Genomic DNA, 25,575 nt, shown 5'->3' with positions numbered 1-25,575 from the left:
CCCACCCCGCTGCTGCCCGAGCGCCCCTGTGGACGAACCGACCGACGACCTGGCCCAGTTGCTGTCACGCATTGCCCTGCGTGACCGCGCAGCCTTTGCCCGCCTGTACCGCCTGACCAGCGCCCACCTGCTGGGCGTGGCCTGGCGCATCACGCTGCGCCGCGAGCAGGCCGAAGAGGTGCTGCAAGAGGCGTTCGTCAGCGTCTGGCAGCACGCTGGCGGCTACCAGCGCGCGATCGCCAGCCCGATGACCTGGCTGATCAACATCGTGCGCAACCGTGCCATCGACGGCCTGCGCGCCCACCGCGAAGAAATGGCCCGCACCCATGCGCTGGACGACGACACGATGGACCTGCCTGCCGACCCGGCGGCCGAGCCGCCGCAGCTGCTGGCCGCCAGCATCGCCAAGCTGGGGCTGGACCGCTGCATGGCCTCGTTGAGCGCGCCGCAGCGCCAGGCGGTGGCACTGGCCTACTACCGCGGGCTGGCCCACGGCGAGATCGCCGAGACGCTGGCGGCACCGCTGGGCACCGTCAAGGCCTGGGTCCGGCGCGGGTTGGACAAGCTCAAGGCCTGCCTCGGCGACGACACGGCAGCGGAGGGCGCGCGATGAACTACCTGCATCCCCCCCGGCTGGAGGCGCTGGCGCGCGACTACGCCGTCGGCACGCTGCGGGGCCGCGCCCGGCGCCGCTTCGAGCGTGTGCTGCGCGAGGCGCCGCAGGCACGGCCGGTGGTCGAGGCCTGGCAGCAGCGGCTGGCCCGGCTGGCCGAGGCGGTGCCCGCGGCCGCGCCGCGCGACGCCGTCTGGGCGAACATCGAAACACGGCTGTTCGGCCAGGCATCGCCGGCCCCGGCGTCGCAACGACAGGCCGCCGGCTGGTGGGGCCGCTGGTTGCCGGTCGGCCCACGCAGCGGCCCGGCCGGCGCCGGCCTGGTGCTGGGCGTGCTGGCCGGTGCGGTGCTGGCGGTGGCCGCGCTGCGCTGGCAGCCGCCCTGGGCCGCCAAGGTCGGCCTCGAAGCGGCCGGGCCGGGCTTGCCGGCGGCCTACGTCGGCATCCTGTCGGACAGCCAGGGCAACGCGCTGGTGCTGGCCAGCTCGCGCCGGCAGGGCCAGGTGCTGACGATCAAATGGCTGCAGCCGACCTACCAGCTGCCCGCCGGCCAGGTGGCGCGCCTGTGGGCCCTGGGCAAGGACGGCGGGCCCGCGATCCCGGTCGGTGCGCTGCCGGCCGGCCCGGGCCCTGGCACCTTGCAGCTGCCGGCGGCGTCCGAAGCGATCTTCGCCAAGGTCGACCGGCTGGCGGTCAGCCTGGAGCCGGCCGACGCGCCGCCACCCGCAGCCCCGACACAACCCTTCCTGGCCGAAGGCGCCTGCGCCAAGCTCTGGTGACTCTGGTGACGGGCCGACGAAGATTTTTCTGCATCCGCTGCGTCCAAACGCCGGCGCCCCCCGTAGGTGCCAGCGAGCGCCAAGGGTGGCGCCACTTCACACCAGAGGATCCACGATGACCGACTTCGCCCGCACCGTTCGCCTGACCACCGCCCGCCTGGCCCTGGCCGCCCTCGCCACCGCCACGCTGGCCTTGAGCGCCCAGGCGGCCGACACCGGCCCCAGCACCACCAGCGCTGCGCCCGACAAGCTGGCCGGCGCGCGCGAGCTGATCCAGCAGAACAAGTGGGTCGCGGCGATCGACGAGCTGAAGAAGGTCGACGACCGCAGCAGCGCCGACTGGAACAACCTGATGGGCTACAGCCACCGCAAGGCCAAGGTGCCCGACTACGCCGCCGCCGAGCAGTACTACAACGAGGCGCTGCGCATCGACCCCAAGCACAAGGGCGCGCTGGAGTATTCGGGCGAGCTGTACCTGGTGCTGAACCAGTTGCCGCAGGCAGAGGCCCGCCTGGCCACGCTGGACAAGGTTTGCCTCTTGCCCTGCGCCGAATACACCGACCTGAAGGCCTCGATCGCCCGCTACAAGGCCAACGGCAACGTCTACGCCGCCAAGCCCTGAGGCCGGCATGAACCCCCGGCGTGTGGGGTGAAGCAGGCGGTTGAAAATGGGGGCGGTCGCCCCCAATTGCAGGCGACGGCGGGCCATGCCCCTGTCGCTTGACAGGGCATGGTTGCTGCCCCAGAGTCCATGCCCCGGCTGCCCCTGGCAGGCTGGGGCATCGTCGCCCGGGGCTGGCTGCCTTGCTTTGTCTGGCCCGCGCGATGCAGCGCCTTCACCACCACGCCCCACCATGTCCCTGATTCCCGCCACCATCCTCACCGGCTTCCTCGGCTCCGGCAAGACGACCTTGCTCAAGCGCGTGCTGACCGAGGCCCACGGCCAGAAGATCGCCGTCATCGAGAACGAATTCGGCGAAGAGAACATCGACACCGACATCCTGGTCACCGAAAGCAAAGAGCAGGTGATCCAGATGAGCAACGGCTGCGTCTGCTGCACGATCCGCGAAGACCTGCGCTCGACGCTGGCCGACCTGGCCGCCCGCAAGCGCAAGGGTGAACTGGACTTTGAACGCGTGGTGATCGAGACCACCGGCCTGGCCGATCCCGGCCCGGTGGCGCAAACCTTCTTCATGGACGACGAGGTGGCCGAGAGCTACCTGCTCGACTCGATCCTGACCCTGGTCGACGCCAAGCACGCCAACGAGCAGCTCGACAGCCGCCAAGAGGCGCGCCGCCAGGTCGGTTTTGCCGACCAGATCTTCATCAGCAAGACCGACCTGGTCGATGAAGTCGCGGTCGACGACCTGGTGCACCGCCTGAAGCACATGAACCCGCGGGCGCCGCAGCGCCGGGTCAACTTCGGCGATGTGCCGCTGGCCAACGTGTTCGACCTGAAGGGCTTCAACCTCAACGCCAAGCTCGACATCGACCCCGAGTTCCTCAACGACGATGGCGGCCACGACCATGGGCACGATCACGACCATGGTCATGACCACGAGCACGGCGAACACTGCGACCACCCGCACCACCACGCCCACGACGACGACGTGAAGTCCTTCGTCTTCCGCGCCGACAAGCCGCTGAACCCGGCCAAGCTCGAAGACTTCCTGGGCGCCATCGTGCAGGTCTACGGCCCCAAGATGCTGCGCTACAAGGGCGTGCTGTACCTCAAGGGCAGCGACCGCAAGGTCATCTTCCAGGGCGTGCACCAGCTGATGGGCAGCGATCTCGGCCCCAAATGGGCGCCGGGCGAAAAAAAGACCAGCAAGATGGTGTTCATCGGCATCGATCTGCCGAAAGACATCCTGCTGCAAGGCCTGGAGGGCTGCCTGGTTTGAACCGGGTCAGCCAGGGGCACATCACGTGGCTACAATCCGCGCGCCCAAACCGTGGCGGTTGCACCACAAGCGCCCCCGCCCAAGGGGTATAACCGCCATATCCCATGCCATGTGGTGAGGAGACGGACGTGAGCAAGACACCGGCGAAAAGCGCGGCCCCAGCCAAGGAAAGCGCGACCAAGCCCGACGCTGCCCCGAAGGCCACCCCCAAGGCAGCAACGGCAAAAGCCGCGAGCGTGAAATCCGTCGCCGAAGCGCCTGCCAAAGCCCCCGCGGCCAAAGCAGCACCGGCCAAGATACCCGCTCCGGCCGCGCCGTCCCGGGCTCACGCACCCACCCCTTCCACCGCCAGCTTCACCGACCGTTTCGCCCCCGCGAAACAGGCGACAAAGACCTATCCAGAACCGATGAATGCCGTGAAGAGTGCCACCAAGGCGGACCCCAAGCTCGCCAATGCCTGGAAGACGAAGGCCGGTCGCGACCTGACCGAAGCCGAACTGCTGGCGATGCCGGAGTCCGAGTACATGAACGAGAAGCAGCTCGAGTTCTTCCGCAGCCGGCTGCAGGAACAGAAAGACGCGCTGCTGTCCAACGCCGGTGAAACCACCGAGCACCTGCGCGAAGACACCTCGATCGTGCCCGATCCAGCCGACCGCGCGACGATCGAAGAAGAACACGCCCTCGAGCTGCGCACCCGCGACCGCGAGCGCAAGCTGTTGAAGAAGATCTCGCAATCGCTGGGCCGCATCGAGGCCGGCGACTATGGCTACTGCGACGAGACCGGCGAGCCGATCGGCCTGGGCCGCCTGCTGGCCCGCCCGACCGCCACGCTGTCGCTCGAAGCGCAGCAGCGGCGCGAGATGAAGCAGAAGATGTTCGGGGACTGAGCCCTGTCCTGCCCGACCTCACCTTCAGCCCAAGCCTGAGCCGGCCGCCATGTCCAACGACAACGACGGTGAAAGCGGTGGCCTGCTGCGCCGCGTGGTGCGCAAGGTCGCCGGTCCGGCCAAAGACCTGATCCAGAAGGTCGAAGACAGCCGCCTGAGCCAGTTCGCCGATTCCGATCGGGCCGAGCTGAAGGCGATGATCGAGCGCAAGCGGCGCAACGATTTCGTCCGCAAGCGCGAGCTGGACATGCTGCGCCGCATCCGCCGCGAGGGCCTGACGCCCGAGCAGGCGGCGGCGCTGGCCAACTCGAACCTCGACGAGGTCGACGTGCGGGCCAGCCGCCCGTCCAGCCTGGCCGACGGCGCCGTCAAGGCCAAGATCGACGCGATCGAGAAGCAGATGGTCGGCGTGGCGCCGCTGTCGGCCTCGCGGCCGATGGCCTTCACCCCGATCCCGCCGGCCAAGCCGGCAGCGGCCGCGCCGGCCCCGAGCCCGGGGCCGAACACCGGCTTCGGCCCGCCGCACCTGAAGGTGCCGCCGCCGGTGCTGACGCACCCGATCGACCCTGAGGCGACGATCCCGCTCGAGCTGCGCGCCGACGGCAGTGGCCCGATCACCTTGCCGCCGATGGGCGCCGTTGGTGGCGCCGTTGGCGGCGGCGGCGTGGTCGAGCCGCGGGCGGCGCCCGCGCCCCGCCCGGCCGCTGCGCCGCCCGTGGCCCCCACGCCGGCAGCGGCCCCCGTCGCCACCCCGGCCCCGCCGGCGCCCCGCGAGCTGCCGCCGCTGGCGTTCGACTTCGCCCCGACGGCCCCCGCCTCGACCCACGCTGTCGAGCCCCCTGCGCCAGCCACCCCTGCGCCGGCGCCGGCAGCGCGGCTGCCGATCGGCCGCATCACCGACCTGCCCGAGGTCGAGGTGCGCGAGATCAAGCATGACCCGGAGCTGGACGAAGCGGTGATCGCGTTCGCCAACGCCGACTTCGCGCACAGCGAGCACGTGCTGGTGCAACTGACCAGCCACGGCGCGCCGCGCCAGCACCACGAAGACACCTGGCTGGTGCTGTTCGACCTGTACCGCGCCACCGGCCAGCAGCAGCGCTTCGATTCGCTGTCGATGAGCTTCGCCGAGCAGTGCCACCGCTCGCCGCCACAGTGGTATTCGCTGCCCAAGCTGCTGGCCGATGCCGCCGCCGCGCAGCGCGCCGCCAGCGGCACCACTGCCGCCGAGGCCAGCAGTCAGATCGGCTGGGTCTGCGACCCCTTGCTGACCCACGACGGGCTGGCCCAGCTGTCGTCGCAGCTGCTGCAGATGTCGATGCCCTGGGTGCTGGACTGGACCCAGCTCAAGCGCATCGAACCGGCCGCCGCGGCCGAACTGCGCCATCAGTTCCAGCAATGGGCCGGCGAGAAGCTGACGATGCACTGGCTGGCGGCCGACAAGCTGTTCGACGTGCTGCAAGAGGCCGCGCCGGTCGGCGTGCGCGATGCCGACCCGGCCTTCTGGCTGGCACGGCTGGACGCGCTGCGCCTGGTCAACCGGCCCGACCAGTTCGACGATGTCGCGATCGACTACTGCGTGACCTACGAGGTGTCGCCGCCCAGCTGGGAGCCGACCAAGTGCACGGTGCGCGTCAGCGGCCCGTCGGCCAACACCCGCTCGGCGATCCTGTCGTCGGTCGGCGACGTGGTCACCTCGGTGATGGACGCACCGGACGGCCGCGGCGAGGTCGAGGTCACCAGCCTCGAGATCTCGGGCCAGCTGGCGGGGGACCAGACCGCGCTGCTCAAACACCTGGACCAGCGGCTGGGCGATTCGAAGCTGGTGCGCATCTCGTGCGCGCTGCTGATCCGGGTCGACTTCGTCGCCGCCGGCGACCTGCTGAACTGGGTCATCTCCAAGCGCGCCGAGCAGCGCCAGATCACGTTCACCGACGTGAACCGCTTGGTGGCGCTGATGTTCCACGCGATGGGCATCAGCGAACACGTCGCCATGCAACTACGACAAAGTTAGCCCCCACGCCTCTCCCGAGGCTGCCCCCCAAGGGGGCTCGCGCAGCGGCCCGGCGAAGCCGGATCCGCGCACGCCACTTGAAGTGCGGCGGCTCCTGCGGAGCGCCGCCAAAAGACATCACCCTTGAAGGGCATCGCTGTGCCGCCATCTTGTCGTGGCATGCTCGACTTTCGATTTGAAGAAGACTGATTCCATGGACTCCTATCACGGCACGACGATCCTGAGCGTGCGCCGCCAGTTGCCCGACGGGCGCTGGCAGGTGGCGCTGGGTGGCGATGGCCAGGTGACGCTGGGCAACACCGTCATCAAGGCCAGCGCGCGCAAGGTGCGCCGGCTGCACCACGACAAGGTGCTGGCCGGCTTTGCGGGCGCGACGGCCGATGCCTTCACGCTGTTCGAGCGCTTCGAGGCCAAGCTCGACAAGCACCAAGGGCACCTGGTGCGCGCCGCCATCGAGCTGACGCGCGATTGGCGCACCGACAAGGTGCTGCGTAACCTCGAGGCCATGTTGGCGGTGGCCGACCGGCAAGCCTCGCTGATCATCACCGGCAACGGCGATGTGCTGGAGCCCGAGTTGGGCATCGTGGCCATCGGCTCCGGCGGCCCCTACGCGCAGGCCGCGGCGCGCGCGCTGCTCGGCCACAGCGAGCTCAGCGCGCCCGACATCGTCAAGCGTTCGCTCGAGATCGCCGGCGAGATCTGCATCTACACCAATCAGAACCACACCATCGAGATACTCGAATGAGCATGACGCCCCGCGAAATCGTCTCCGAGCTGGACCGCCACATCGTGGGCCAGCAGGACGCCAAGCGCGCGGTCGCGATTGCGCTGCGCAACCGCTGGCGCCGCCAGCATGTCGAGCCCGGGCTGCGGGCCGAGATCACGCCGAAGAACATCCTGATGATCGGGCCGACCGGTGTCGGCAAGACCGAGATCGCGCGCCGGCTGGCCAAGCTGGCCGATGCGCCGTTCATCAAGGTCGAGGCGACCAAGTTCACCGAGGTGGGCTACGTCGGCAAGGACGTCGACTCGATCGTGCGCGACCTGGTCGAGGTGGCGATCAAGCAAGAGCGCGCCGCCGCGCTGGCCCGGGCCCGCATGCGGGCCGAGGACGCGGCCGAAGAGCGGGTGCTCGACGTGCTGGTGCCACCGCCGCGCAACGTTGGTTTCGGCAGCGGCAACGACGACAAGGCCGCCGATTCGACCGCGCGCCAGACGATGCGCAAGCGCCTGCGCGAGGGCTCGATGGACGACAAGGAGATCGAGCTGGAGCTGGCCGAGGCCAAGCCGGGCATGGAGATCGTGACCCCACCCGGCATGGAAGAAATGGCCGAGCAGTTGCAAGGCCTGTTCGCCCAGATGGGCCAGGCGCGCAAGACCACGCGCAAGCTGCGCATCGCCGACGCGTTGAAGGCGCTGACCGACGAAGAGGCCGCCAAGCTGGTCAACGAAGACGAGTTGAAGGGCCGCGCGCTGAGCAACGTCGAGCAGAACGGCATCGTCTTCCTCGACGAGATCGACAAGGTCGCCTCGCGCCAGAACAGCCAGGGCGCCGACGTTTCGCGCCAGGGCGTGCAGCGCGACCTGCTGCCGCTGGTCGAGGGCACCACCGTCAATACCAAGTACGGCCTGGTGCGGACCGACCACATCCTGTTCATCGCCTCGGGCGCGTTCCACCTCAGCAAGCCGAGCGACCTGATCCCCGAGCTGCAGGGGCGCTTCCCGATCCGGGTCGAGCTGCAGGCGCTGTCGGTGGCCGATTTCGAGGCCATCCTCTCGGGCACGCAGGCCAACCTGATCCAGCAATACCAGGCGCTTCTGGCAACCGAAGGCGTCACGCTGGAGATCGCGCCCGACGCGGTGCACCGGCTGGCCGAGATCGCCTACGAGGTCAACGAGCGCACCGAGAACATCGGCGCCCGCCGGCTGTCCACCGTGCTGGAGCGCCTGCTCGACGAGCTGAGCTTCGACGCGCCGCAGCGCAGCGGCGAAACGGTGACCATCGATGCGAACACCGTCTCGGCCCGCCTGGGCGAGCTGGCACGCAACGAAGACCTGTCACGCTATATCCTGTGAAGCCTTGCCGGCCGGCCCCCTGAAAACCCGCAGGGTCGTGCCAGCCGATTGACAGTCTGATCACACAGACTGGGCTCCTCACTTCGAGCTCGGTTGTGGAGGCTTCCCATGGTTCGACGTCGTGAATGCCTGGCGCTGGCCGCCACGGCTTGGGGTCCGTTGGCCGCTCGCGCGGCCAACGGCAAACCCGCGCCTCTGCCGCAGCTGCGCATCTATGTGCCCGGCGGCGAGGGTGGCGGCTGGGACCAGACCGGCCATGCGCTGGGCGATGCGGCGGTGGCCGCGGGCCTGGTGCAGAAGGTGGTCTACGAAAACAAAGGCGGCAAGGGCGGCACGATCGGCCTGGCCGATTTCGTCGAACGCTTCAACAACGACCCCGCCGCACTGCTGGTCGGCGGCATGGTGATGGTCGGCGCGATCGCCGCGTCGCAGCCCAAGGTCACGCTGGCCCAGGTGACGCCGATGGCGCGACTGACCAACGACTACCTGGCGCTGGTGGCGCCGGCCGGCTCGAAGCTGGCCAACCTGAAGGCGCTGACCGCCGAGCTGCAGCGCGGCGTGGGTGGTGTCGTCTTCACCGGCGGCTCGCTCGGCGGTGTCGACCACATGCTGGCCGGCATGATGATCCGCCAGATGCGGCTGGACACCGACCGCCTGCGCTACGAACCCGCCACCGCCGCCAAGGAGTCGCTCGCGCTGCTCGACAGCGGCAAGGCGCAGGTGGCGATCTCGGGCTACAGCGAGCTGAAGGCCGACATCGAAGCCAAGCGCCTGATCGCGCTGGCAGTGTCGTCTCGGCGCAGCCTGCACGGCATTGCCTCGCTCAGCGAGCAGGGCCTGCCGATCGAGCTGGCCAACTGGCGCGGCGTGTTCGGCCCCGCCGGCATCAGCGATGTGCAGAAGGCCGCGCTGCGCGACCTGGTCGTCAGCGCGACCGAAACCAGTGCCTGGCAGCAGACCGTGGCGGCCAAAGATTGGATGGGCGCGCTGCTGGTGGGCGAGCAGTTCAAGCAGGCGCTGGAGGTCGACCAGAGCATCGCCGGGGTCGTGGCGCACATGCTCAAGCTCAAGGGCTGAGCCCGGCGAGATGATCTCGGTCAAGCCGGTGGCCTGTTGGCCGGCTACGCTGGCGAGATGAACTGGGGTCACCTGGCGCTGGACAGCCACAGCTTTGCCAAATCGCCCAACGGGTGGTGGCTGCTGCGCGCGCCGCGCGACAACACGGCGGCCGCCCGCAGCGAACGCCTCTGGCGCTGGCCGGTGCTGCTGGCGCTGTTGGCAACGATCCCCGCCTTTTATGCGCAGCTGATGCAGGCGGCGCCGCCGGCGTGGACGGCGGCGGTCTACGCTGTGGCCGCGCTGGTGGTGGCCTTGGCGCTGCGCAGCGTCAGCCGCCACACCCACTCGCCGGCCGGTCATGTGCGGGCCAACCCGCTCGACCTGCTGTTGATCGTCGGGCTGTCCAGCGCCGCGTGGCTGCCGGCCAGCAGCCACTCGGCCGCCGCGCTGGCCCTGCGCCTGACGGTGGCGTTCGTGACGCTGTGGCGCATGGTCTGGGCGATCCAGCACCTGATCACCCGCGGCGGCCTGGGCTACCTGCTGCTGGTGTCGGTGCTGGTGCTGGGCGCCTGCGGCGTGGGCTTCTGGTGGATCGAACCGACCACGCCGAACCTGGGCGCCGGCCTGTGGCTGGCGTTCACCACCGCCGCCACGGTCGGCTACGGCGACCTGGTGCCCACCACGCCGGCCGCACGCATCTTCGCGGTCTTCGTCGTGCTGCTGGGTTATGGGGTGCTGACGCTGGTCACCGCGGCGATCGCGTCACGCTGGGTCGAGACCGGCGAGCGCCGGATCGAGCACGAGATCCTGCACGACATGCGGCGCGAGATGGCGGCCATCCGGCTGGAGCTGGCCGCGCTGCGCGACGCCCTGCCCAGGGCCGACGACCCAGCGCCACCACCCGGCCCGGCGGTGCAGCTGGATGTGCGGCGGGTCGCCAAAGACCAGTGACTCGATCGGCTGCCACGCCGTGACGGCGCTGCGCGAGTTGCGCGGCCCGCGAGGGACTTGTTCAGCGTTGCCTTAACGCGTATCGCGCACCAGCAGCAGCGTCCCAGGGCGGTGAACGGCCTCGGTGAGCAGGCTCTGCGACAGCACATCGTGGCCGTTGACGAACTGGAACGCCCGGCCCGCCTCACGCGGCGCCGGCGTCGAGGTCCACTGCGCGCCTTCAGACCGGATGGGGAACGCCTCGTAGTACGGGTTCGCCGGGCGATCGAGGATCTGCGCCCCGACCCGGCTCATCGCCTCTTTGGCATTGGGCACACGCCACCCTGGCTGGCCGGCCGCCCAGGCCAGCGCCTCGCGCCAAGTGAACAAGGCGGGTGTCCCCACGCACGCGCCGGTCGACCAGGTGGTGCCAACGGGGCAGCGCGCCCAAATCAGGCCGGTGTACCCGTCTTCGACCTGGCTGCCGTCGCCCAACGGCCGGTAGCGAGGCGCCGGCAGTGGGCGCTTGGGCGACGAGACGGCGCGCAGGTAGTGGGGCTCGATACCGATCCTCGCGTGGGCAAAGCCGCGCCCGAAGTCGATCGCGGTGCGCCAACTGTCGGCCGGCCAGGCGTTGTGGTAGTCGTTGGGTTGGGTATTCGGGAAATAGCGCTGGTCGATGGCCAGACCACCCTCGCCTCGGGGGCGGGAATGGTCGACGATCGAATGCAGTTCAAGCGTGCCGGGCAAGCGCCACGAGGTCATGCCGCAGATGGCGGCGCCGTTCAGCGCATCCAGCAGTGCCAGCGGGCTGGGCTCGTGGACATCGACCACCGTGAACTGCCGCGCCATGTCGCGCACGCTGCCGTCCGTGGTCTTGATCTCCCAGGTCAGCCCCGTGACACGGTCGCGCGTGCAGGCCCACTGTTGCGGCTCGATGCCGAGCACGGGTTCGGCCGGGCAGCCGCCTTGGCCGGCTTCGTCCCCATTGCCGCAGACGCGCACGAAGCGAAAGCCGGCGTGGCCATCGCCGTCGAAGGGCTTGCTCGCATCGCGACCGAACTCGCCGTCCTGCCCGCTGCCGGCGCAGTCGCCACCGAGTTCGCCCCCGGCGTCCAGGCAGCGGGCCTGGCCGGTGTCGTTGAGGGTGAACGGGCCGGCGGCGCGGCTGGCCGGGGCTGCCAGGGCGATGACCGTGAACACGGTCGAGAGCGGCAAGCGCATCGGCATACCTCGATGGTTGGTCAGAGCCGAAGATCCTGGCACGCCGCGGTACCCGTATCCTCAAGATTCGTCACCGGGGGGGCGTCGCGCCCCACAAGCCGTCACAGGGCCAGGCGGTGCGACTGGATGTGCAGCAGGCCGTCGAAGATCAGTGATTCGATCAACTCGTGCGGCAGGTCCAGGTGCGGCGCCACCTTCCAGCCCGCGCCGCCCGTGACCAGCATCACCGGTGGCTCGCCGCAGTGCTCGGCCAGGTGGCGGTGCATGCGCTCGATCGCACCGGTGATCGCGTAGGTGCCGCCGCTGGTCAGCGCGTCGGACGTGTTGGCCGGGAAGCGCATCACCTCGCCGGTAGGCACGCGCAGGCCGGCGGTGCCGCTTTCGAGCGCGCGCAGCATGATGCCGTGGCCGGGCAGGATCAGCCCGCCGAGGAACTTGCCCTGCGTGTCCAGCGCGTCGACCGTGACCGCGGTGCCGATCATCACCACCAGCACCGGCCGGGCCGGCCCGCGCGCCAGCACATGGCCACGCGCGCCGATCATCGCCACCCAGCGGTCGGCGCCGAGCCGCGCCGGGTGGTCGTAGCCGTTGGTCACGCCGGCCTCGTGCGGCGACGAGACGACCCAGCGCGGCGTCAGGTCCCACAGCTCGAGCTGCTCTTCGACGCGGCGGCGCACCGCCTCGCCCGCGACGACGCAGCCCAGCATGCTGCGCGGCGGCACCAGCGTCTTCCACTCTTTCTCGGCCATCTCGTCGATGGTCTCGAGGAACACAGCGCCGTGTGAAAGCAGCGCTGCGCCCGGCTGGGGCGAGGCGTACTGCGCCCACTTCAGCCGCGTGTTCCCGATGTCGATGGCCATGAAGCTCATGGGGCGCGAGCGTAGCAGCCGGCGGCATGGCCCGGCGCGCAGCGGGGAAAACCCCGAGCAAGCCTGGGCGAGCAGTGTCAGACTGACTTTTGCCGAATGCCGGCATCATGCACAATTGACGTTTACGTAAACGTCAACCAGACGCCCCGTCACCGTCCACCCGCGAGTCCTGCCATGACCGACCTGTCCGCCGAGTACAAAGCCCTGGCCGCCTACCGCCCGACGAACAAGGTGCGCTTCGTCACCGCCGCGTCGCTGTTCGACGGCCACGACGCCGCCATCAACATCATGCGGCGCATCCTGCAGGGCATGGGGGCCGAGGTGGTCCACCTGGGCCACAACCGTTCGGTCGACGAGGTCGTCACCGCCGCGCTGCAAGAAGACGCGCAGGGCATCGCCGTCTCCAGTTACCAGGGCGGCCACAACGAATACTTCAGCTACATGGTCGAGCTGCTGCGCGCCCGCGGCGGCGCGCACATCCAGGTCTTCGGCGGTGGCGGCGGGGTGATCGTGCCGGCCGAGATCCGCGCCCTGGCCGACCAAGGCGTGCGCATCTACAGCCCCGAAGACGGCCAGCGCATGGGCCTGGCCGGCATGATCGGCGAGATGGTGATGCGCGCCGATGCCGATCTGTCGGTGCATGCGCCGAAGACTGTGAAGGCGATCCAGGGCCACTCGGAAGCCGCCTGGCGCGCGCTGGCCCAGCTCATCACCGCGCTCGAAAACGGCAAGGCCGATGCCGAGTTGGTGGCCGCCGTGCACGACGCGGCCAAGGCCCACCCGGCCCCGGTGCTGGGCATCACTGGCACCGGCGGCGCCGGCAAATCGAGCCTGACCGACGAGCTGATCCGCCGCTTTCGCCTCGACCAGGACGACGCGCTGCGCATCGCGGTGATCTCGATCGACCCGTCGCGCCGCAAGAGCGGTGGTGCGCTGCTCGGCGACCGCATCCGCATGAACGCGATCTCGCCGTGGAGCCAGGGTTCGCGCGTCTACATGCGCTCGCTCGCGACACGCGACACTGGTAGCGAAGTCTCGGCCGCGCTCCCCGATGTGATCGCCGCCGCCCGCGCGGCCGGCTTCGACCTGGTGATCGTCGAGACCTCGGGCATCGGCCAGGGCGACGCGGCGATCGTGCCACTGGTCAACGTGCCGATGTACGTGATGACGCCCGAGTTCGGCGCCGCCAGCCAGCTCGAGAAGATCGACATGCTCGACTTCGCCGAGTTCGTGGCGATCAACAAGTTCGACCGCAAGGGTGCGGCCGATGCGCTGCGCGATGTCAGCAAGCAGGTGCAGCGCAACCGCGAGGCCTTCACGGTGATGCCGGACCAGATGCCGGTCTTCGGCACGATGGCCAGCCGCTTCAACGACGACGGCGTGACGGCGCTGTACCAGGCCCTTCGTGAGCGCCTGGGCCAGGTGGGCCTGCGCCTGAGCGAAGGCCGGCTGCCGCCGGTGGCCACGCGCCACAGCACGCACCAGACGCCGATCGTGCCGTCGGCGCGTGTGCGTTATCTGGCCGAAATCGCCGACTCGGTGCGCGGCTACAAGGCCCGTGCGCGTGCCCAGTCGCGCCTGGCGCGCGAGGTGCAGCAGCTGAAGGCCACTGCGCGCATGCTGACCGAAGCCAACCCCGACAAGACCAACGCACGCGACGCGGTGCTGAACCTGGCGCAGCAGCGCGAAGGCCAGCTCGGTGCCGACGCACGCCACCTGCTGGCGCAGTGGCCCGACATGCAGAAGGCCTACGCCGGCGACGACTACGTGGTGAAGATCCGCGACAAGGAGATCCGCACCCGCCTGGTCCACACCACGCTGTCGGGCTCGAAGATCCGCAAGGTCGCGCTGCCGGGCTACGAGTGCGACGGCGAGGTGCTGAAGTGGCTGATGCTGGACAACGTGCCCGGCAGCTTCCCCTACACCGCCGGCGTGTTCGCCTTCAAGCGTGAAGGCGAAGACCCGACCCGCATGTTCGCCGGCGAGGGCGATGCGTTCCGCACCAACCGCCGCTTCAAGCTCGTCAGCGAGGGCATGCCGGCCAAGCGCCTGTCGACCGCGTTCGACTCGGTCACGCTGTACGGCGCCGACCCCGCGCCACGGCCCGACATCTACGGCAAGGTCGGCAACTCGGGCGTCAGCATCGCCACGCTCGAAGACATGAAGGTGCTGTACTCGGGCTTCGACCTGTGCAGCCCGACGACGTCGGTCTCGATGACGATCAACGGCCCGGCGCCGACGATCCTGGCGATGTTCATGAACACCGCCATCGACCAGCAGCTCGACAAGTTTCGCGCCGACAACGGCCGCGAGCCGAGCGACACCGAAGCGGCCAAGATCCGCGCCTGGGTGCTGGCCAACGTGCGCGGCACGGTGCAGGCCGACATCCTGAAAGAAGACCAGGGCCAGAACACCTGCATCTTCTCGACCGAGTTCTCGCTCAAGGTGATGGGCGACATCGCCGAGTACTTCGTGCACCACGACGTGCGCAACTTCTACTCGGTCTCGATCAGCGGCTATCACATCGCCGAGGCCGGCGCGAACCCGATCTCGCAGCTGGCCTTCACGCTGAGCAACGGCTTCACCTTCGTCGAAGCCTACCTCGCGCGCGGCATGCACATCGACGACTTCGCACCGAACCTGAGCTTCTTCTTCAGCAACGGCATGGACCCGGAGTACACCGTGCTCGGCCGCGTGGCGCGCCGCATCTGGGCGGTGGCGATGCGCGACCGCTACGGTGCCAACGAGCGCTCGCAGAAACTGAAGTACCACGTGCAGACCTCGGGCCGCAGCCTGCACGCGCAGGAGATCGCGTTCAACGACATCCGCACCACGCTGCAGGCGCTGATCGCGATCTACGACAACTGCAACTCGCTGCACACCAACGCGTATGACGAGGCGATCACCACGCCGACCGAAGAGAGCGTGCGCCGCGCGATGGCGATCCAGCTGATCATCAACCGCGAGTGGGGCCTGGCGAAGAACGAGAACCCGAACCAGGGTGCGTTCGTGATCGAAGAGCTGACCGAACTGGTCGAAGAAGCGGTGCTGGCCGAGTTCGAGAAGATCGCCGAGCGCGGCGGTGTGCTGGGCGCGATGGAGACCGGCTACCAGCGCTCGAAGATCCAGGAAGAGTCGATGCACTACGAGATGCAGAAGCACACCGGCGAGTACCCGATCATCGGCGTCAACACCTTCCGCAACCCGCATGGCGACCCGGTGCCCGAGCACATCGAGCTGGCCCGCTCGACCGACGAGGAAAAGCAGAGCCAGCTGACCCGCCTGGCCGACTTCCACACCCAGCATGCCGGCGAATCACCGGCGATGCTGCAGCGCCTGCAAACCGCGGTGATCGAGAACCGCAACGTGTTCGAGGTGCTGATGGACGCGGTGCGCGTGTGCTCGCTGGGCCAGATCACCACCGCCCTCTTCGAGGTGGGCGGCCAGTACCGACGCAGCATGTGACGGATGCCGCCGGGGCCGGGCTTTCCCCGCTCCGGCCAGCCGAGGCAAACGCGACAATCCCGCCAGGACAGCGCCGCACAGGCGCGCATGGGGGGATGGATGGACGCAGAACGTTTTGCCCAGATGGTGGGCCGGCTCGAGCGCGAGAGCACCGAGCACCCGCGCAGCTACGCGATCAAGGTCGCGGCATTGGCCTTGCTGGGCTTCGGCATCCTGGCCCTGGTGCTCGGCGTGGCCGGGTTGGGGCTGCTGTTGCTGGTGGCTGGCGTGGCCGTCGCCACGCTGCTGACCGGCGGCAAGGCCTTGCTGCTGCTGTTGAAGCTCGGCAAGCTGCTCCTCTTGCTGGCCATCCCGCTGTGGTTCTTGCTGAAGAACTCGCTGCGCGCGCTGTTCGTCCGGTTGCCGCCGCCCGAGGGCCTGGAGTTGACCGCCGCACAGGCGCCCGCGCTGTTCGCCGCCATCGACGACATGCGCCGCCGGCTCGGTGGCCCGAAGGTGCACCACGTGCTGCTGATCGACCAGATCAACGCCGCGATGGTCCAGCGCCCGCTATTCGGCCTGATCGGCTTTCCCCGCAACTACCTGCTGCTGGGCCTGCCACTGCTCGACAGCATGTCGCCCGACGAGGCGATGGCGGTGGTGGCACATGAATACGGCCACCTGGCCGGCTCGCACAGCCGCTTCGGCGCCTTCATCTACCGCCTGCGCCTGAGCTGGGGCACGATCCAGCACCATGCCGAGCAGTGGCAAGGCTTTGCCGGCCGCGGCCTGCAGCGGCTGATCGGCTGGTACGCGCCGTATTTCAACGCCTACACCTTCGTGCTGGCGCGGGCCAACGAATATCAGGCCGACCGCGCATCGGTCGACCTGGTGGGCGCGCAAGCCGCCGCGGACGCATTGAAGCGCGTCAACCTCGCCAGCCCGCGCTACGACAGCTTTCTGAACCAGACGCTCGATCGCATCCCCGACCAGCCGCAGCCGCCGCGCGACCTGCTGGCGCGCTGGGCTGCCGAAGCCGGGACCGAGCTGGCCACCGACAACGCCCAGCGCTGGCTGAGCCAGGCCCTGGCGCGTGAGACCAGCCTGGCCGACACGCACCCGGCGCTGGCAGCGCGCCTGGCCGCCCTGCCCGGCCAGGCCGAGGCGATGCAGGCCCAGCCGCGGCCACGCCAGGGCCCGTCCGCCGCCGAGGCGTGGCTGGGGGCACAACTGCCCAAGTTGCACGAGCATTTCCAGACCGCCTGGGCCGAACGCGTCACCCAGCCCTGGGGCGAACGCCACGGCGAGATCCAGGCCCGGCGCAGCCGCCTGGCCGCCCTGCGCGCGCAGGCCGAACGCAGCCCGGACGACGAGCTCGAGCGCCTGCAACTGCAGGTGCAGCTGGAGCCCGAGACCGACTGGCGCGAGGCGCTGGCCGGCTACAACGCCCAGCACCCGGACCGCGCCGCGGCGCTGTACCTCGAAGGCGTGCTGCGCCTGGACAAGGACGACGAAGACGGCCTGGCCTTGCTGGAGCGCGCGATGGCGCTGGACGCCGACGCGATCAAGCCGGCTTGCGAGCGCGCGTTCAGCTTCTTCAAGCAGCGGGGCGACGACACCCGCGCCGAAAGCTTTGCCGAGCGCTGGCGCCAGCGTGATGCGTTCGACACCCGGCGGCAGCAAGAGGCGAGCCGGCTGAGCACCCAGCACCTGGTGCGGCCGCACGGGCTGGATGCCGACGCGCTGGCCACCGTCCAGCAGTTGCTGGGCCGGGTCGACCGCGACGGCATCGACGCCGCCTACCTGGTGCGGCGCGAGCTGCCATCGGACCCGAGCGCCCACACCTATGTGCTGGGCCTCAGGCTGACCTGGTGGGCACGCCAGCGCAACCGCCAGCAGGACATCGTCAACCGCCTGGCCCGGCTGGAGTGGCCGATCCACGTGATGGTCTGCACGCTGGATGGCGAGTACGGCGACTACGGCGAGAAGCTGCAACGCGTGGACGGCGCCCAGGTCATCTGAGCACGGCCGGGCGCACGCCTCTCGCCCGGCCGCCCGGCCGCCCGGGGGCAGTGAAGTCTGGCGGCGCTTTGTGCCGCTCATCGGCCCACCGCGGGCCTGAGGCGCGACCCAGAATTCCGCCCACGAACCCGGCCCGCGGGTGCCCTGCCCTGCGCCGGATCGACATGAACACCCCGCCCTCCCACCCCACGCTGAACCGCGAGAGCAAGATGCTGCGCGCCTTGCTGCTGGCGGGCTGCGTGGCGATCGGCATCATCTGGGTGCTCGAAGCCCGCAGCGGTGACCTCGCGCCGTGGGACCGCCGCGGCTACCCGGCGCTGATGGTCACGCTGGGCGCCTGCGCCGGCGTGCTGACCTGGTGGCCGCAGCGCGCCGACTGGGCGCGGGTGGCCGCGGTGCTGGCCTTCAACGCCTACCTGCTGTCGACGCTGAACGGTGCGCTGTTCTCCAGCCCCACCACCGAGCCCGACCCCTACCAGCTGCTGACCACGCTGTTCTGGCTGCCGATGGGCTACGGCACCGCGTTCGTCTTCCTGGGCCTGCGGGCGGCGCTGGCGTTTTCGGCGGTGCTGTACCTCGCCAGCACCGGCGTCGTGCTGGGGCACCTGGCCGCAGGCGACATGCCGCACTGGCCCGGCTACCTGAAGCCGATGATGCAGAACCTGGCCATTGCGCAGGTGATCTACGTCTTCGTGCTGCTGGCCATCGCCCGCCTGCGAGCCGATTTCTACCGCAGCGAAGCGACGGTCGAGGTGATGCACCAGGTGGCGTCGACCGACCCGCTGACCGGCCTGCTCAACCGCCGCGCGATCGCCGACCACTTGGCCGCCAACCACGCACTGGTGCGGCGCGGCGTGCACCCGATGTCGGTGATCCTGATCGATGTCGACCACTTCAAGCAGATCAACGACCGCGCCGGCCACGCCGCCGGCGACGAGGTGCTGGTCACGCTGTCGAGCTTGTTGGGCGCCCAGCTGCGCGGCTCGGACCGACTGGCGCGCTGGGGCGGCGAAGAGTTTCTGCTGCTGGTGCCCGCCACCGGCCTGCATGCCGCGCACGAGCTGGCCGAACGCATCCGCCAAGCCGCCGCCGCAGCGCCATGGCGCCACGGGCTGGCGGTGACCCTCAGCCTCGGGGTGGCCGAATGCCGACCCGACGATTCGGTGGACAGCCTGATCGGCCGAGCCGACCGGGCGCTGTACGCCGCCAAGGCCGCCGGCCGCGACCGCGTCTGCGATGAATCACCCGCCGACGGCGAGGCGCATCAGCCCCAGCGCGTGGTCGGCGTGATCTCGATGTAGTCGTCTTCGCCGCTGCTGGGCGGCGGTTTGTCGCGGCCACGCTGGGTGAGCACTTGCTCCATCATTTCGTCCCAGGCGTCTTGCGGCGTGCGGTGCAGCTGCTCTTCGCGCTGGCGCATCAGCTCGGCAAACTCTTCCGACGATTTGTCGGGGTAGCGGTCGGTCGCGCGGCTCGGCACGTTGCCGAAATGCACCGCGACCCGGCGCACCACCGAGTGGTAGATCTGCGAGACGCGTGACGGCGTGACCTTCAGCGACTTGGCCACCTCCAGCGGCGTCAGGCCGACACCCAGGTAGGCGTCGATGACCATGCGCTCACGCTCGGGCAGGTCGGCAAAGAAGCTTTCGAGCCGGCGCATCACGATGCCAGTGTCGACCCGGGCCTCGACTTCTTCTTGCGGCGTGGCCGGGTGGAAGCGGTGGCCGTGGTCGCCGCCTTCGTCGCTCTCGTCGGCGTCGAGGTTGACCTGGTGGCGGCCCATCTGGTCGGCCTGCATCAGCGAGCTGATCTCGTCGGCGGCCAGGCCGGTGGCCGCGGCCAGCTGGGTGTAGTTGGGCTCGGCGCCGTGCGTCTGGCGGTGGCGCTCGCGGGCGATCTGGATGACCTTGATCTTGCGCCGCTCGCCGCGGCTCAGGTAGTCCATCTGGCGCAGCTCGTCGAGCATCGCGCCTTTGACCCGCATGCGCGCGTAGCGCACGAAGGCCTCCTGGGCTTCCGTCGTGTCGCGGTCGCCCTCCCACTCGAAGCTGACGGCAGCCTGCGCGACGGCGATCAGCCCGACCTGGATCAGGTCGGCCCGCTCGACATTCGCCGGCAGGTGGCGCACCAACGCCTGCGCCTGCTTACGAACCCAGGATTGGTTCTTGGCGATCAGGACCGAAGGAACACCCTGCATCGAGATCATGGTGAGTACATCATAGGCCCGCCGCGCGGCCGCACGAGCCCATAAAAGTGGGGGGAAATGCGGCCAATGTCCGCCTTGGCCTGGATGGCAAAGGGCGTGCGGGGGTGGGCGGCGCTGCGGCCGCCCCTCTGGGCCGGAGGGTGCGGTCTCGACACCGCGCCGCGCGTCAAGCGACTTTCGTCACCGGCCGCCCAGGTGCCTGGCGGCCGTGGCGGGCGCCTTACTTGCTCTTGGCCGCCCGGGCTTCGTCGGGCGTCACGCGGCCGTCGTGGTCCAGGTCGGCCGCGTCGAACTTGCGGGCCAGCTTGGGGTTGGCGGCCACTTCGTCGCGGGTGATCACGCCGTCGCCGTTGCCGTCCATCTTCGAGAAGGCGCCCTTGGCGCCGCCGCGGTGCGTCTTGGCGTAGGCCTTCAACTCGGCCGGCGCCACGCGGCCATCACGGTCGGTGTCGATCTCGTCGAACTTGCCGGCCAGCTGCGGCGCCGCGGCGGCTTCGTCACGGCTGATGACGCCGTCGCGGTTGGTGTCGACCTGGGCGAACTTGTCGTGCGGCAGGCGTTGCGGCTTTTCCCCCGGCGCCGGTGGGGCCATCGGCGCCGGCGCCGCCGTGGGTTCGACCGGTGGCGCGGGCGGCGCCAATGAAGGGGCGGGCACGGGGTCGACGGCCGCTTGCGCATGGCTGGCCAGCGGGGTGATCAGGGTCAGGGTGGCGGCCAGCGCGGCCCAGGTTTGGCGGTTCAATGCGTTCTCCTCGAAAGACGAGCGGCGACGACGGTGCCACCACTTCAGGCAACGCACGAGGATGCGGCAGCGGGCGACCGGGCGGTGCGCCCTTTACGCGAATTTACCCGTTGCCGCGCGTGCCGAGCCGTCGCGCGGTGGCGCGAGAATGGTGCATGACCGAAGCCCCCTTCACCCCCCGCCAGACCTTCGACGACCCCGACGCTGCCTTGGCCCAGGTGGCCGCGCTTTACCAGGGCCAGGTGCAACACCTGCGCCACCATTTGCAGAGTTACGTCGCCGGGCACGAGCCGCCGAGCCGCGTGCGCGCCTGGTACCCCAGCGTGCGGGTGCAGACCGACACGGTCGCGCGCGCCGACACGCGGCTGAGCTTCGGCTTCGTCGCCGGCCCGGGCACCTACGAGACCACGCTGACCCGGCCCGAGCTCTTTGCCGACTACTACCGCGAGCAGTTCCGCCTGCTGCTGCGCAACCACGGCGTGACGCTGGACATCGGCCTGGGCACGCAGCCCATCCCCGTGCATTTCTCGCTCGCCGAGGCCGACCACCTCGAAGGCACGATGACGCCCGAGCGGCGCATGCGGCTGCGCGACCTGTTCGACCTGCCCGACCTCGCCGCGATGGACGACGGCATCGCCAACGGCACCTACGAGCCAGCCCCGCGCGACCCGCACCCGCTGGCGCTGTTTACCGCGCCGCGGGTCGACTATTCGCTGCACCGGCTGCGCCACTACACCGGCACCGCGCCCGAGTACTTTCAGAACTTCGTGCTGTTCACGAACTACCAGTTCTACATCGACGAGTTCATCCGCCTGGGTCACCTGTGGATGGGCGATCCGAACAGCGACTACCTCGCCTTCGTCGAGCCGGGCAACGTGGTGACGCCACGCGTCGGCCTGCCCGCAGCCGGCGCCGGCCACCCGCCGCCGCGGTTGCCGCAGATGCCGGCCTACCACCTGGTGCGCGAGGGCCACGGCGGCATCACGATGGTCAACATCGGCGTCGGCCCGGCCAATGCGAAGAACATCACCGACCACGTGGCTGTGCTGCGACCACACGCGTGGATCATGCTCGGCCACTGCGCCGGCCTGCGCAACACGCAGCAGCTGGGCGACTACGTGCTGGCCCACGGCTATGTGCGCGAAGACCATGTGCTGGACGAGGAGCTGCCGCTGTGGGTGCCGATCCCGCCGCTGGCCGAGGTGCAGCTGGCGCTCGAGCACGCGGTGGCCGAGGTCACCCAACTGTCGGGTTATGAGCTGAAGAAGATCATGCGCACCGGCACGGTCGCGTCGACCGACAACCGCAACTGGGAGCTGCTGCCGCACCCGGGCCCCGAGCGCCGCTTCAGCCAGAGCCGGGCGATCGCGCTCGACATGGAATCGGCCACCATCGCGGCCAACGGCTTCCGCTTCCGCGTACCCTACGGCACCTTGCTGTGCGTGAGCGACAAGCCGCTGCACGGCGAGATCAAGCTGCCGGGCATGGCCAACCACTTCTACCGCGAGCGGGTCGACCAGCACTTGCGCATCGGCGTGCGCGCGCTCGAGCTGCTGCGCGAATCGAGCGTCGGCCAGTTGCACAGTCGCAAGCTGCGCGGCTTTGCCGAGGTGGCGTTCCAGTAGCGCGCGCCCCCGCCACCGCGGCCTGGCCCGCGGTATCGATTTCCAACGCCCGGCCCGCGCCGGGCGTTTTTCTTCTCGGTGTTCAGTCGCTTGCGCCCGGCTGCGCGCAGGCGTAGGCTGGACTCACTTGACGGCCCGCCCCAGCAGCGGCGACTTCGTGCCGCGAACGGGTGAATGAGGGGCCCCAGGCGGCTGCCTGGCAGCCACCGCCTCGCGAGGGCGTGAGTCACCTCGGGGGCGCCCCTTCGTTGACTCACGAGAGCCCCAGGACTCGGCAAGCCGAGCCCGCCCCCGAGGGGATCAAGGAACTCGGGAGCGGCCCTTCGTTTCCTTGAGAGGAGAGCCACCATGTCAAGCCCAGATCTTCCGGCGGCCGGGGCCACGGCCGCCGGTGTAACGGCCTCTGGCGCCGTGTCGGCGACCCACCCTGCGATCGCCGCCATCAGAACCCTGGCGCTGGTCGGCCCCGCGGCCGCCGGCAAGACATCGCTCGCCGAGGCGATGCTCGTCAAGGCCGGCATGATCGGCGCCCCCGGCAGCCTGGAGCGCGGCAGCACGGTCAGTGACCACGACCCGCTCGAACGCCGGCTGCAGCACTCGCTGAATTCGTCGGTGATGCACCTGACGCATGCCGACACCCGCATCCACCTGATCGACACCCCGGGGGCGGCCGATTTCGTCGGCCAGTCGCTGCCGGCGCTGGAGGCGGTGGAAACCGCGGCCATCGTGATCAACGCGTCGACCGGCATCGAGCCGATGGCGCTGCGGATGATGCAGCACGCCGCCGAGCGGCACCTCGACCGCATCATCATCGTCAACAAGATCGACGCCCCCGGCGTGGACCTGCAAGGCGTGCTGGAGCAGATCCAGGCGACCTTCGGCAAGGAATGCCTGCCGCTGAACCTGCCGTCGGCCGGCGGCGCGCAGGTGGTCGACTGCTTCTACAACCGCGAAGGCTCGGCCGACTTCTCGTCGGTCGAGGCCGCCCACCGCGCGCTGGTCGAGCAGGTGGTCGAGGTCGATGGCGATTTCGTCGAGCGCTACCTGAACGACGGCGACGTCGATGCCAGCGAGCTGCATGCGCCGCTCGAAGAGGCCTTGCGCCAGGGACACCTGATCCCGGTGTGCTTCGTCTCGGCGCGCTCAGGCGCCGGCGTGCGCGAGTTGCTCGACGTGATCGTGCGCCTGCTGCCCAACCCGAGCGAAGCCAACCCGCCCGACTTCCTGCGCGGCGAAGGGCCCGACGCCCAGCCGATGCAGGCCACGCCCGACCCGACCCAGCACGTGCTGGCCCATGTGTTCAAGGTCACCGTCGACCCATATGTGGGCAAGATGGGCGTGTTCCGCGTGCACCAGGGCACCGTGACGCCGAACAGCCTGCTGTACGTGGGCGACGGGCGCAAACCATTCAAGGTCGGCCACCTGTTCATGCTGCAGGGCAAGGACCATGTCGAGGTGCAGAAGGCGGTGCCGGGCGACATCTGCGCGGTCGCCAAGGTCGACGCCCTGCATTTCGACGCCGTGCTGCACGACGCCGCCGAAGACGACCACATCCACCTGAAGCCGCTGGCCTTCCCGGTGCCGGTGCACGGGCTGGCGATCGAGCCCAAGCGCCACGGCGACGAGCAGCGCATGTGGGAGATCCTGCAGAAGCTGGTCGACGAAGACCCGTGCCTGAAGGTCGAGCACGTGGCGGCCACCAACGAAACCATCGTCAACGGCCTGGGCGACCTGCACCTGCGCATCCTGCTGGACCGCCTGCGCGACGTGCACAAGTTCGAGGTCAACACGCGCCCGCCGCGGGTGGCCTACCGCGAGACCATCACCGCCAAGGCCGAGGGCCACCACCGCCACAAGAAGCAGACCGGCGGCGCCGGCCAGTTCGGCGAGGTGTTCCTGCGCGTCGAGCCCTTGCCGCGCGGCAGCGGCTTCCAGTTCGCCGACGAGGTCAAGGGCGGGGCGATCCCCAACACCTTCATCCCGGCGGTCGAAAAAGGCGTGCGCGAGGCGCTGGCCAGCGGCGTGATCGCCGGCTACTCGGTGGTCGACATCAAGGTCACCGTGCACGACGGCAAGAGCCACAGCGTCGACAGCAAGGAAATCGCCTTCGTCACCGCAGGCCGCAAGGCGGTGGTGGCGGCGATATTGGAAGCGCGGCCGATCGTGCTGGAGCCGATCGTCAACGTGGAGATCACCGCGCCCGAGGCCTCGACCGGCGACATCACCGGCGACCTGTCGTCACGCCGCGCCCAGGTGGCCGGCACCGATGCGCAGATGGCCGGGCTGATGCTGGTCAGGGCGCAAGCGCCGCTGGCCGAGCTGATGAGCTACCAGAACCGGCTCAATGCGCTGACCAGCGGCCAGGGCCGCTACACGCTCAGCCTGTCGCACTACGAGGCGGTGCCGCCGACCGTGCAGCAGCAGCTGACGAGCCAGCACAAGGTGGCGGCGACCGACGATTGACGCCTCAAGGAACGACGGGCCGCTCCCGAGTTCCTTGACCCCCTGGGGGCGGGTCGGCGACAAGCCGGCCCTGGGGGCCCTCACTTGCCCGGCGCGCTGGCGGCTGCTTCGGCAGCCGCCTTGTCTTTGTAGGCTTTCAGCTGCGCCAGCCAGGGCGCCCAGTCCATCGGGCCGCTCTCGAAGCGCTTGCGCAGGTTGTCGAGCACGCGCGGCCAGGCCTTGTCGAAGTAGGCGTAGGTCTGGTCCCACTGGCCGCCGGTGCCCCAGCCGGTGTGGTGCAGGGTCACGCGGGTTTGCTTGTCGCCGACGGGCTCGAAACGCACGATCACGAAGGTGCGCTGCGCGCGCGCCTCGGGCAGGCTGGGCGGCGCGTTCCAGTCGAACGAGATCATCTTCATCGGCTGCAGCGCCATGTAGCGCATGTCGTCGGCGCCACGCTCGCCCGGCGCGGCGCTCGGGTCCATGAAGATGTGGAAGGCCCCGCCGACGCGGGCATCGATCTCGGCGCCGGGTGAGAAGAAGCTGGTGATGCCTTCGCGCGTGGTCCAGGCGGCCCAGGCCTGGTCCAGCGTGGCCGGCACGACCACCTCGCGCTCGATCGCGCGCTCGGCGGCGATGGCGTCGAAGGGCACGGCAACGAGCCCGACGAGCGAGGCGACCAGCAGCGGGATCAGGCCGATCGGCCGGAGGGGGCGGAAGTTCATCGATGCGGCTCCTGATTTCA

At 69.7% G+C, this 25,575-nt stretch carries 20 protein-coding genes; 15 read left to right on the top strand and 5 right to left on the bottom strand.

Annotated features, from left to right (window positions below; translation table 11 throughout):
* Nucleotides 1–28 precede the first annotated feature (28 nt).
* From ACE3SG_RS19240 to ACE3SG_RS19195, 10 genes are all read left to right on the top strand, one after another.
* Nucleotides 29–613, top strand: a complete 585-nt coding sequence (locus ACE3SG_RS19240; RefSeq protein WP_374567729.1) for a sigma-70 family RNA polymerase sigma factor — start codon at nucleotides 29–31, stop codon at nucleotides 611–613.
* Entirely contained in the window at nucleotides 610–1,392 is a 783-nt protein-coding gene (locus tag ACE3SG_RS19235) for an anti-sigma factor domain-containing protein (RefSeq protein ID WP_374567727.1), read from the top strand. Before ACE3SG_RS19240 ends, ACE3SG_RS19235 begins: the two co-directional genes overlap by 4 nt.
* Nucleotides 1,393–1,507: 115 nt before the next feature.
* Entirely contained in the window at nucleotides 1,508–2,014 is a 507-nt protein-coding gene (locus ACE3SG_RS19230; RefSeq protein ID WP_374567726.1) for a tetratricopeptide repeat protein, read from the top strand.
* A gap of 232 nt (nucleotides 2,015–2,246) precedes the next feature.
* Nucleotides 2,247–3,293: a GTP-binding protein gene (locus ACE3SG_RS19225; protein ID WP_374567724.1), complete on the top strand. Its 1,047-nt coding sequence runs from the start codon at nucleotides 2,247–2,249 to the stop codon at nucleotides 3,291–3,293.
* A 128-nt stretch (nucleotides 3,294–3,421) separates the two neighbouring features.
* Nucleotides 3,422–4,180 (top strand): RNA polymerase-binding protein DksA, encoded by a 759-nt coding sequence (dksA, locus tag ACE3SG_RS19220; RefSeq protein ID WP_374567723.1) that lies wholly within the window; start codon nucleotides 3,422–3,424, stop codon nucleotides 4,178–4,180.
* Between the two features lie 49 nt (nucleotides 4,181–4,229).
* Nucleotides 4,230–6,191, top strand: a complete 1,962-nt coding sequence (locus ACE3SG_RS19215) for an STAS domain-containing protein (protein WP_374567722.1) — start codon at nucleotides 4,230–4,232, stop codon at nucleotides 6,189–6,191.
* A gap of 193 nt (nucleotides 6,192–6,384) precedes the next feature.
* A complete protein-coding gene (gene hslV, locus ACE3SG_RS19210) occupies nucleotides 6,385–6,936 on the top strand; it encodes an ATP-dependent protease subunit HslV (protein WP_374567721.1) in 552 nt (183 codons plus the stop codon).
* On the top strand, nucleotides 6,933–8,267 hold the full coding sequence (gene hslU, locus ACE3SG_RS19205; RefSeq protein WP_374567720.1) for an ATP-dependent protease ATPase subunit HslU: 1,335 nt from the start codon (nucleotides 6,933–6,935) through the stop codon (nucleotides 8,265–8,267). The genes hslV and hslU overlap by 4 nt, the downstream gene beginning before the upstream one ends.
* A 108-nt stretch (nucleotides 8,268–8,375) precedes the next feature.
* Entirely contained in the window at nucleotides 8,376–9,344 is a 969-nt protein-coding gene (locus ACE3SG_RS19200; RefSeq protein ID WP_374567719.1) for a Bug family tripartite tricarboxylate transporter substrate binding protein, read from the top strand.
* Nucleotides 9,345–9,401: 57 nt separating this feature from the next.
* Nucleotides 9,402–10,277: a potassium channel family protein gene (locus ACE3SG_RS19195; protein ID WP_374567718.1), complete on the top strand. Its 876-nt coding sequence runs from the start codon at nucleotides 9,402–9,404 to the stop codon at nucleotides 10,275–10,277.
* A 72-nt stretch (nucleotides 10,278–10,349) separates the two neighbouring features.
* Here ACE3SG_RS19195 and ACE3SG_RS19190 read toward each other — a convergent pair whose 3' ends face one another.
* Nucleotides 10,350–11,480: a DUF1566 domain-containing protein gene (locus ACE3SG_RS19190; protein ID WP_374567717.1), complete on the bottom strand. Its 1,131-nt coding sequence runs from the start codon at nucleotides 11,478–11,480 to the stop codon at nucleotides 10,350–10,352.
* 101 nt (nucleotides 11,481–11,581) lie between these two features.
* Entirely contained in the window at nucleotides 11,582–12,349 is a 768-nt protein-coding gene (locus ACE3SG_RS19185) for a type III pantothenate kinase (protein WP_374567716.1), read from the bottom strand.
* Nucleotides 12,350–12,523: 174 nt separating this feature from the next.
* Between ACE3SG_RS19185 and icmF the strand changes: the two genes are divergently transcribed.
* The 3 genes from icmF to ACE3SG_RS19170 all read left to right on the top strand — a co-directional run bounded on the left by icmF (nucleotide 12,524) and on the right by ACE3SG_RS19170 (nucleotide 19,116).
* On the top strand, nucleotides 12,524–15,814 hold the full coding sequence (gene icmF / locus ACE3SG_RS19180) for a fused isobutyryl-CoA mutase/GTPase IcmF (RefSeq protein WP_374567714.1): 3,291 nt from the start codon (nucleotides 12,524–12,526) through the stop codon (nucleotides 15,812–15,814).
* Nucleotides 15,815–15,913: 99 nt separating this feature from the next.
* Complete coding sequence (locus ACE3SG_RS19175) at nucleotides 15,914–17,815, top strand: M48 family metalloprotease (protein WP_374567712.1); 1,902 nt, start codon at nucleotides 15,914–15,916, stop codon at nucleotides 17,813–17,815.
* 164 nt (nucleotides 17,816–17,979) lie between these two features.
* Nucleotides 17,980–19,116 (top strand): GGDEF domain-containing protein, encoded by a 1,137-nt coding sequence (locus tag ACE3SG_RS19170; protein ID WP_374567709.1) that lies wholly within the window; start codon nucleotides 17,980–17,982, stop codon nucleotides 19,114–19,116.
* Here ACE3SG_RS19170 and ACE3SG_RS19165 read toward each other — a convergent pair.
* Together ACE3SG_RS19165 and ACE3SG_RS19160 are read right to left on the bottom strand one after the other, a co-directional pair.
* The gene (locus ACE3SG_RS19165; RefSeq protein ID WP_374567708.1) at nucleotides 19,080–20,021 is read right to left on the bottom strand and encodes a sigma-70 family RNA polymerase sigma factor; all 942 of its coding nucleotides are present in this window, start codon (nucleotides 20,019–20,021) and stop codon (nucleotides 19,080–19,082) included. The genes ACE3SG_RS19170 and ACE3SG_RS19165 overlap by 37 nt on opposite strands.
* Before the next feature lie 220 nt (nucleotides 20,022–20,241).
* The gene (locus ACE3SG_RS19160; RefSeq protein WP_374567706.1) at nucleotides 20,242–20,763 is read right to left on the bottom strand and encodes an EF-hand domain-containing protein; all 522 of its coding nucleotides are present in this window, start codon (nucleotides 20,761–20,763) and stop codon (nucleotides 20,242–20,244) included.
* A gap of 110 nt (nucleotides 20,764–20,873) precedes the next feature.
* On the opposite strand from ACE3SG_RS19160, the gene ACE3SG_RS19155 reads away from it, so the two are divergent.
* Both ACE3SG_RS19155 and fusA read left to right on the top strand, forming a co-directional pair.
* Nucleotides 20,874–22,388, top strand: coding sequence for an AMP nucleosidase (locus ACE3SG_RS19155; protein ID WP_374567704.1), 1,515 nt, complete (start codon nucleotides 20,874–20,876; stop codon nucleotides 22,386–22,388).
* Nucleotides 22,389–22,736: 348 nt separating this feature from the next.
* The gene (gene fusA / locus ACE3SG_RS19150) at nucleotides 22,737–24,851 is read left to right on the top strand and encodes an elongation factor G (RefSeq protein ID WP_374567703.1); all 2,115 of its coding nucleotides are present in this window, start codon (nucleotides 22,737–22,739) and stop codon (nucleotides 24,849–24,851) included.
* Between the two features lie 80 nt (nucleotides 24,852–24,931).
* Here the strand turns inward: fusA and ACE3SG_RS19145 are convergent, their stop codons facing one another.
* Nucleotides 24,932–25,555 carry an SRPBCC domain-containing protein gene (locus ACE3SG_RS19145; protein ID WP_374567702.1) on the bottom strand — a complete coding sequence of 208 codons (624 nt, stop codon included), beginning with the start codon at nucleotides 25,553–25,555 and terminating at the stop codon, nucleotides 24,932–24,934.
* Nucleotides 25,556–25,575: the final 20 nt, after the last annotated feature.

Origin of the sequence: Ideonella sp. (assembly GCF_041914305.1) — a bacterium.
Classification (GTDB): domain Bacteria; phylum Pseudomonadota; class Gammaproteobacteria; order Burkholderiales; family Burkholderiaceae_C; genus Ideonella.
Note: the sequence above shows the minus strand (reverse complement) of the source record. Positions and strands in the feature narration are given on the sequence as shown.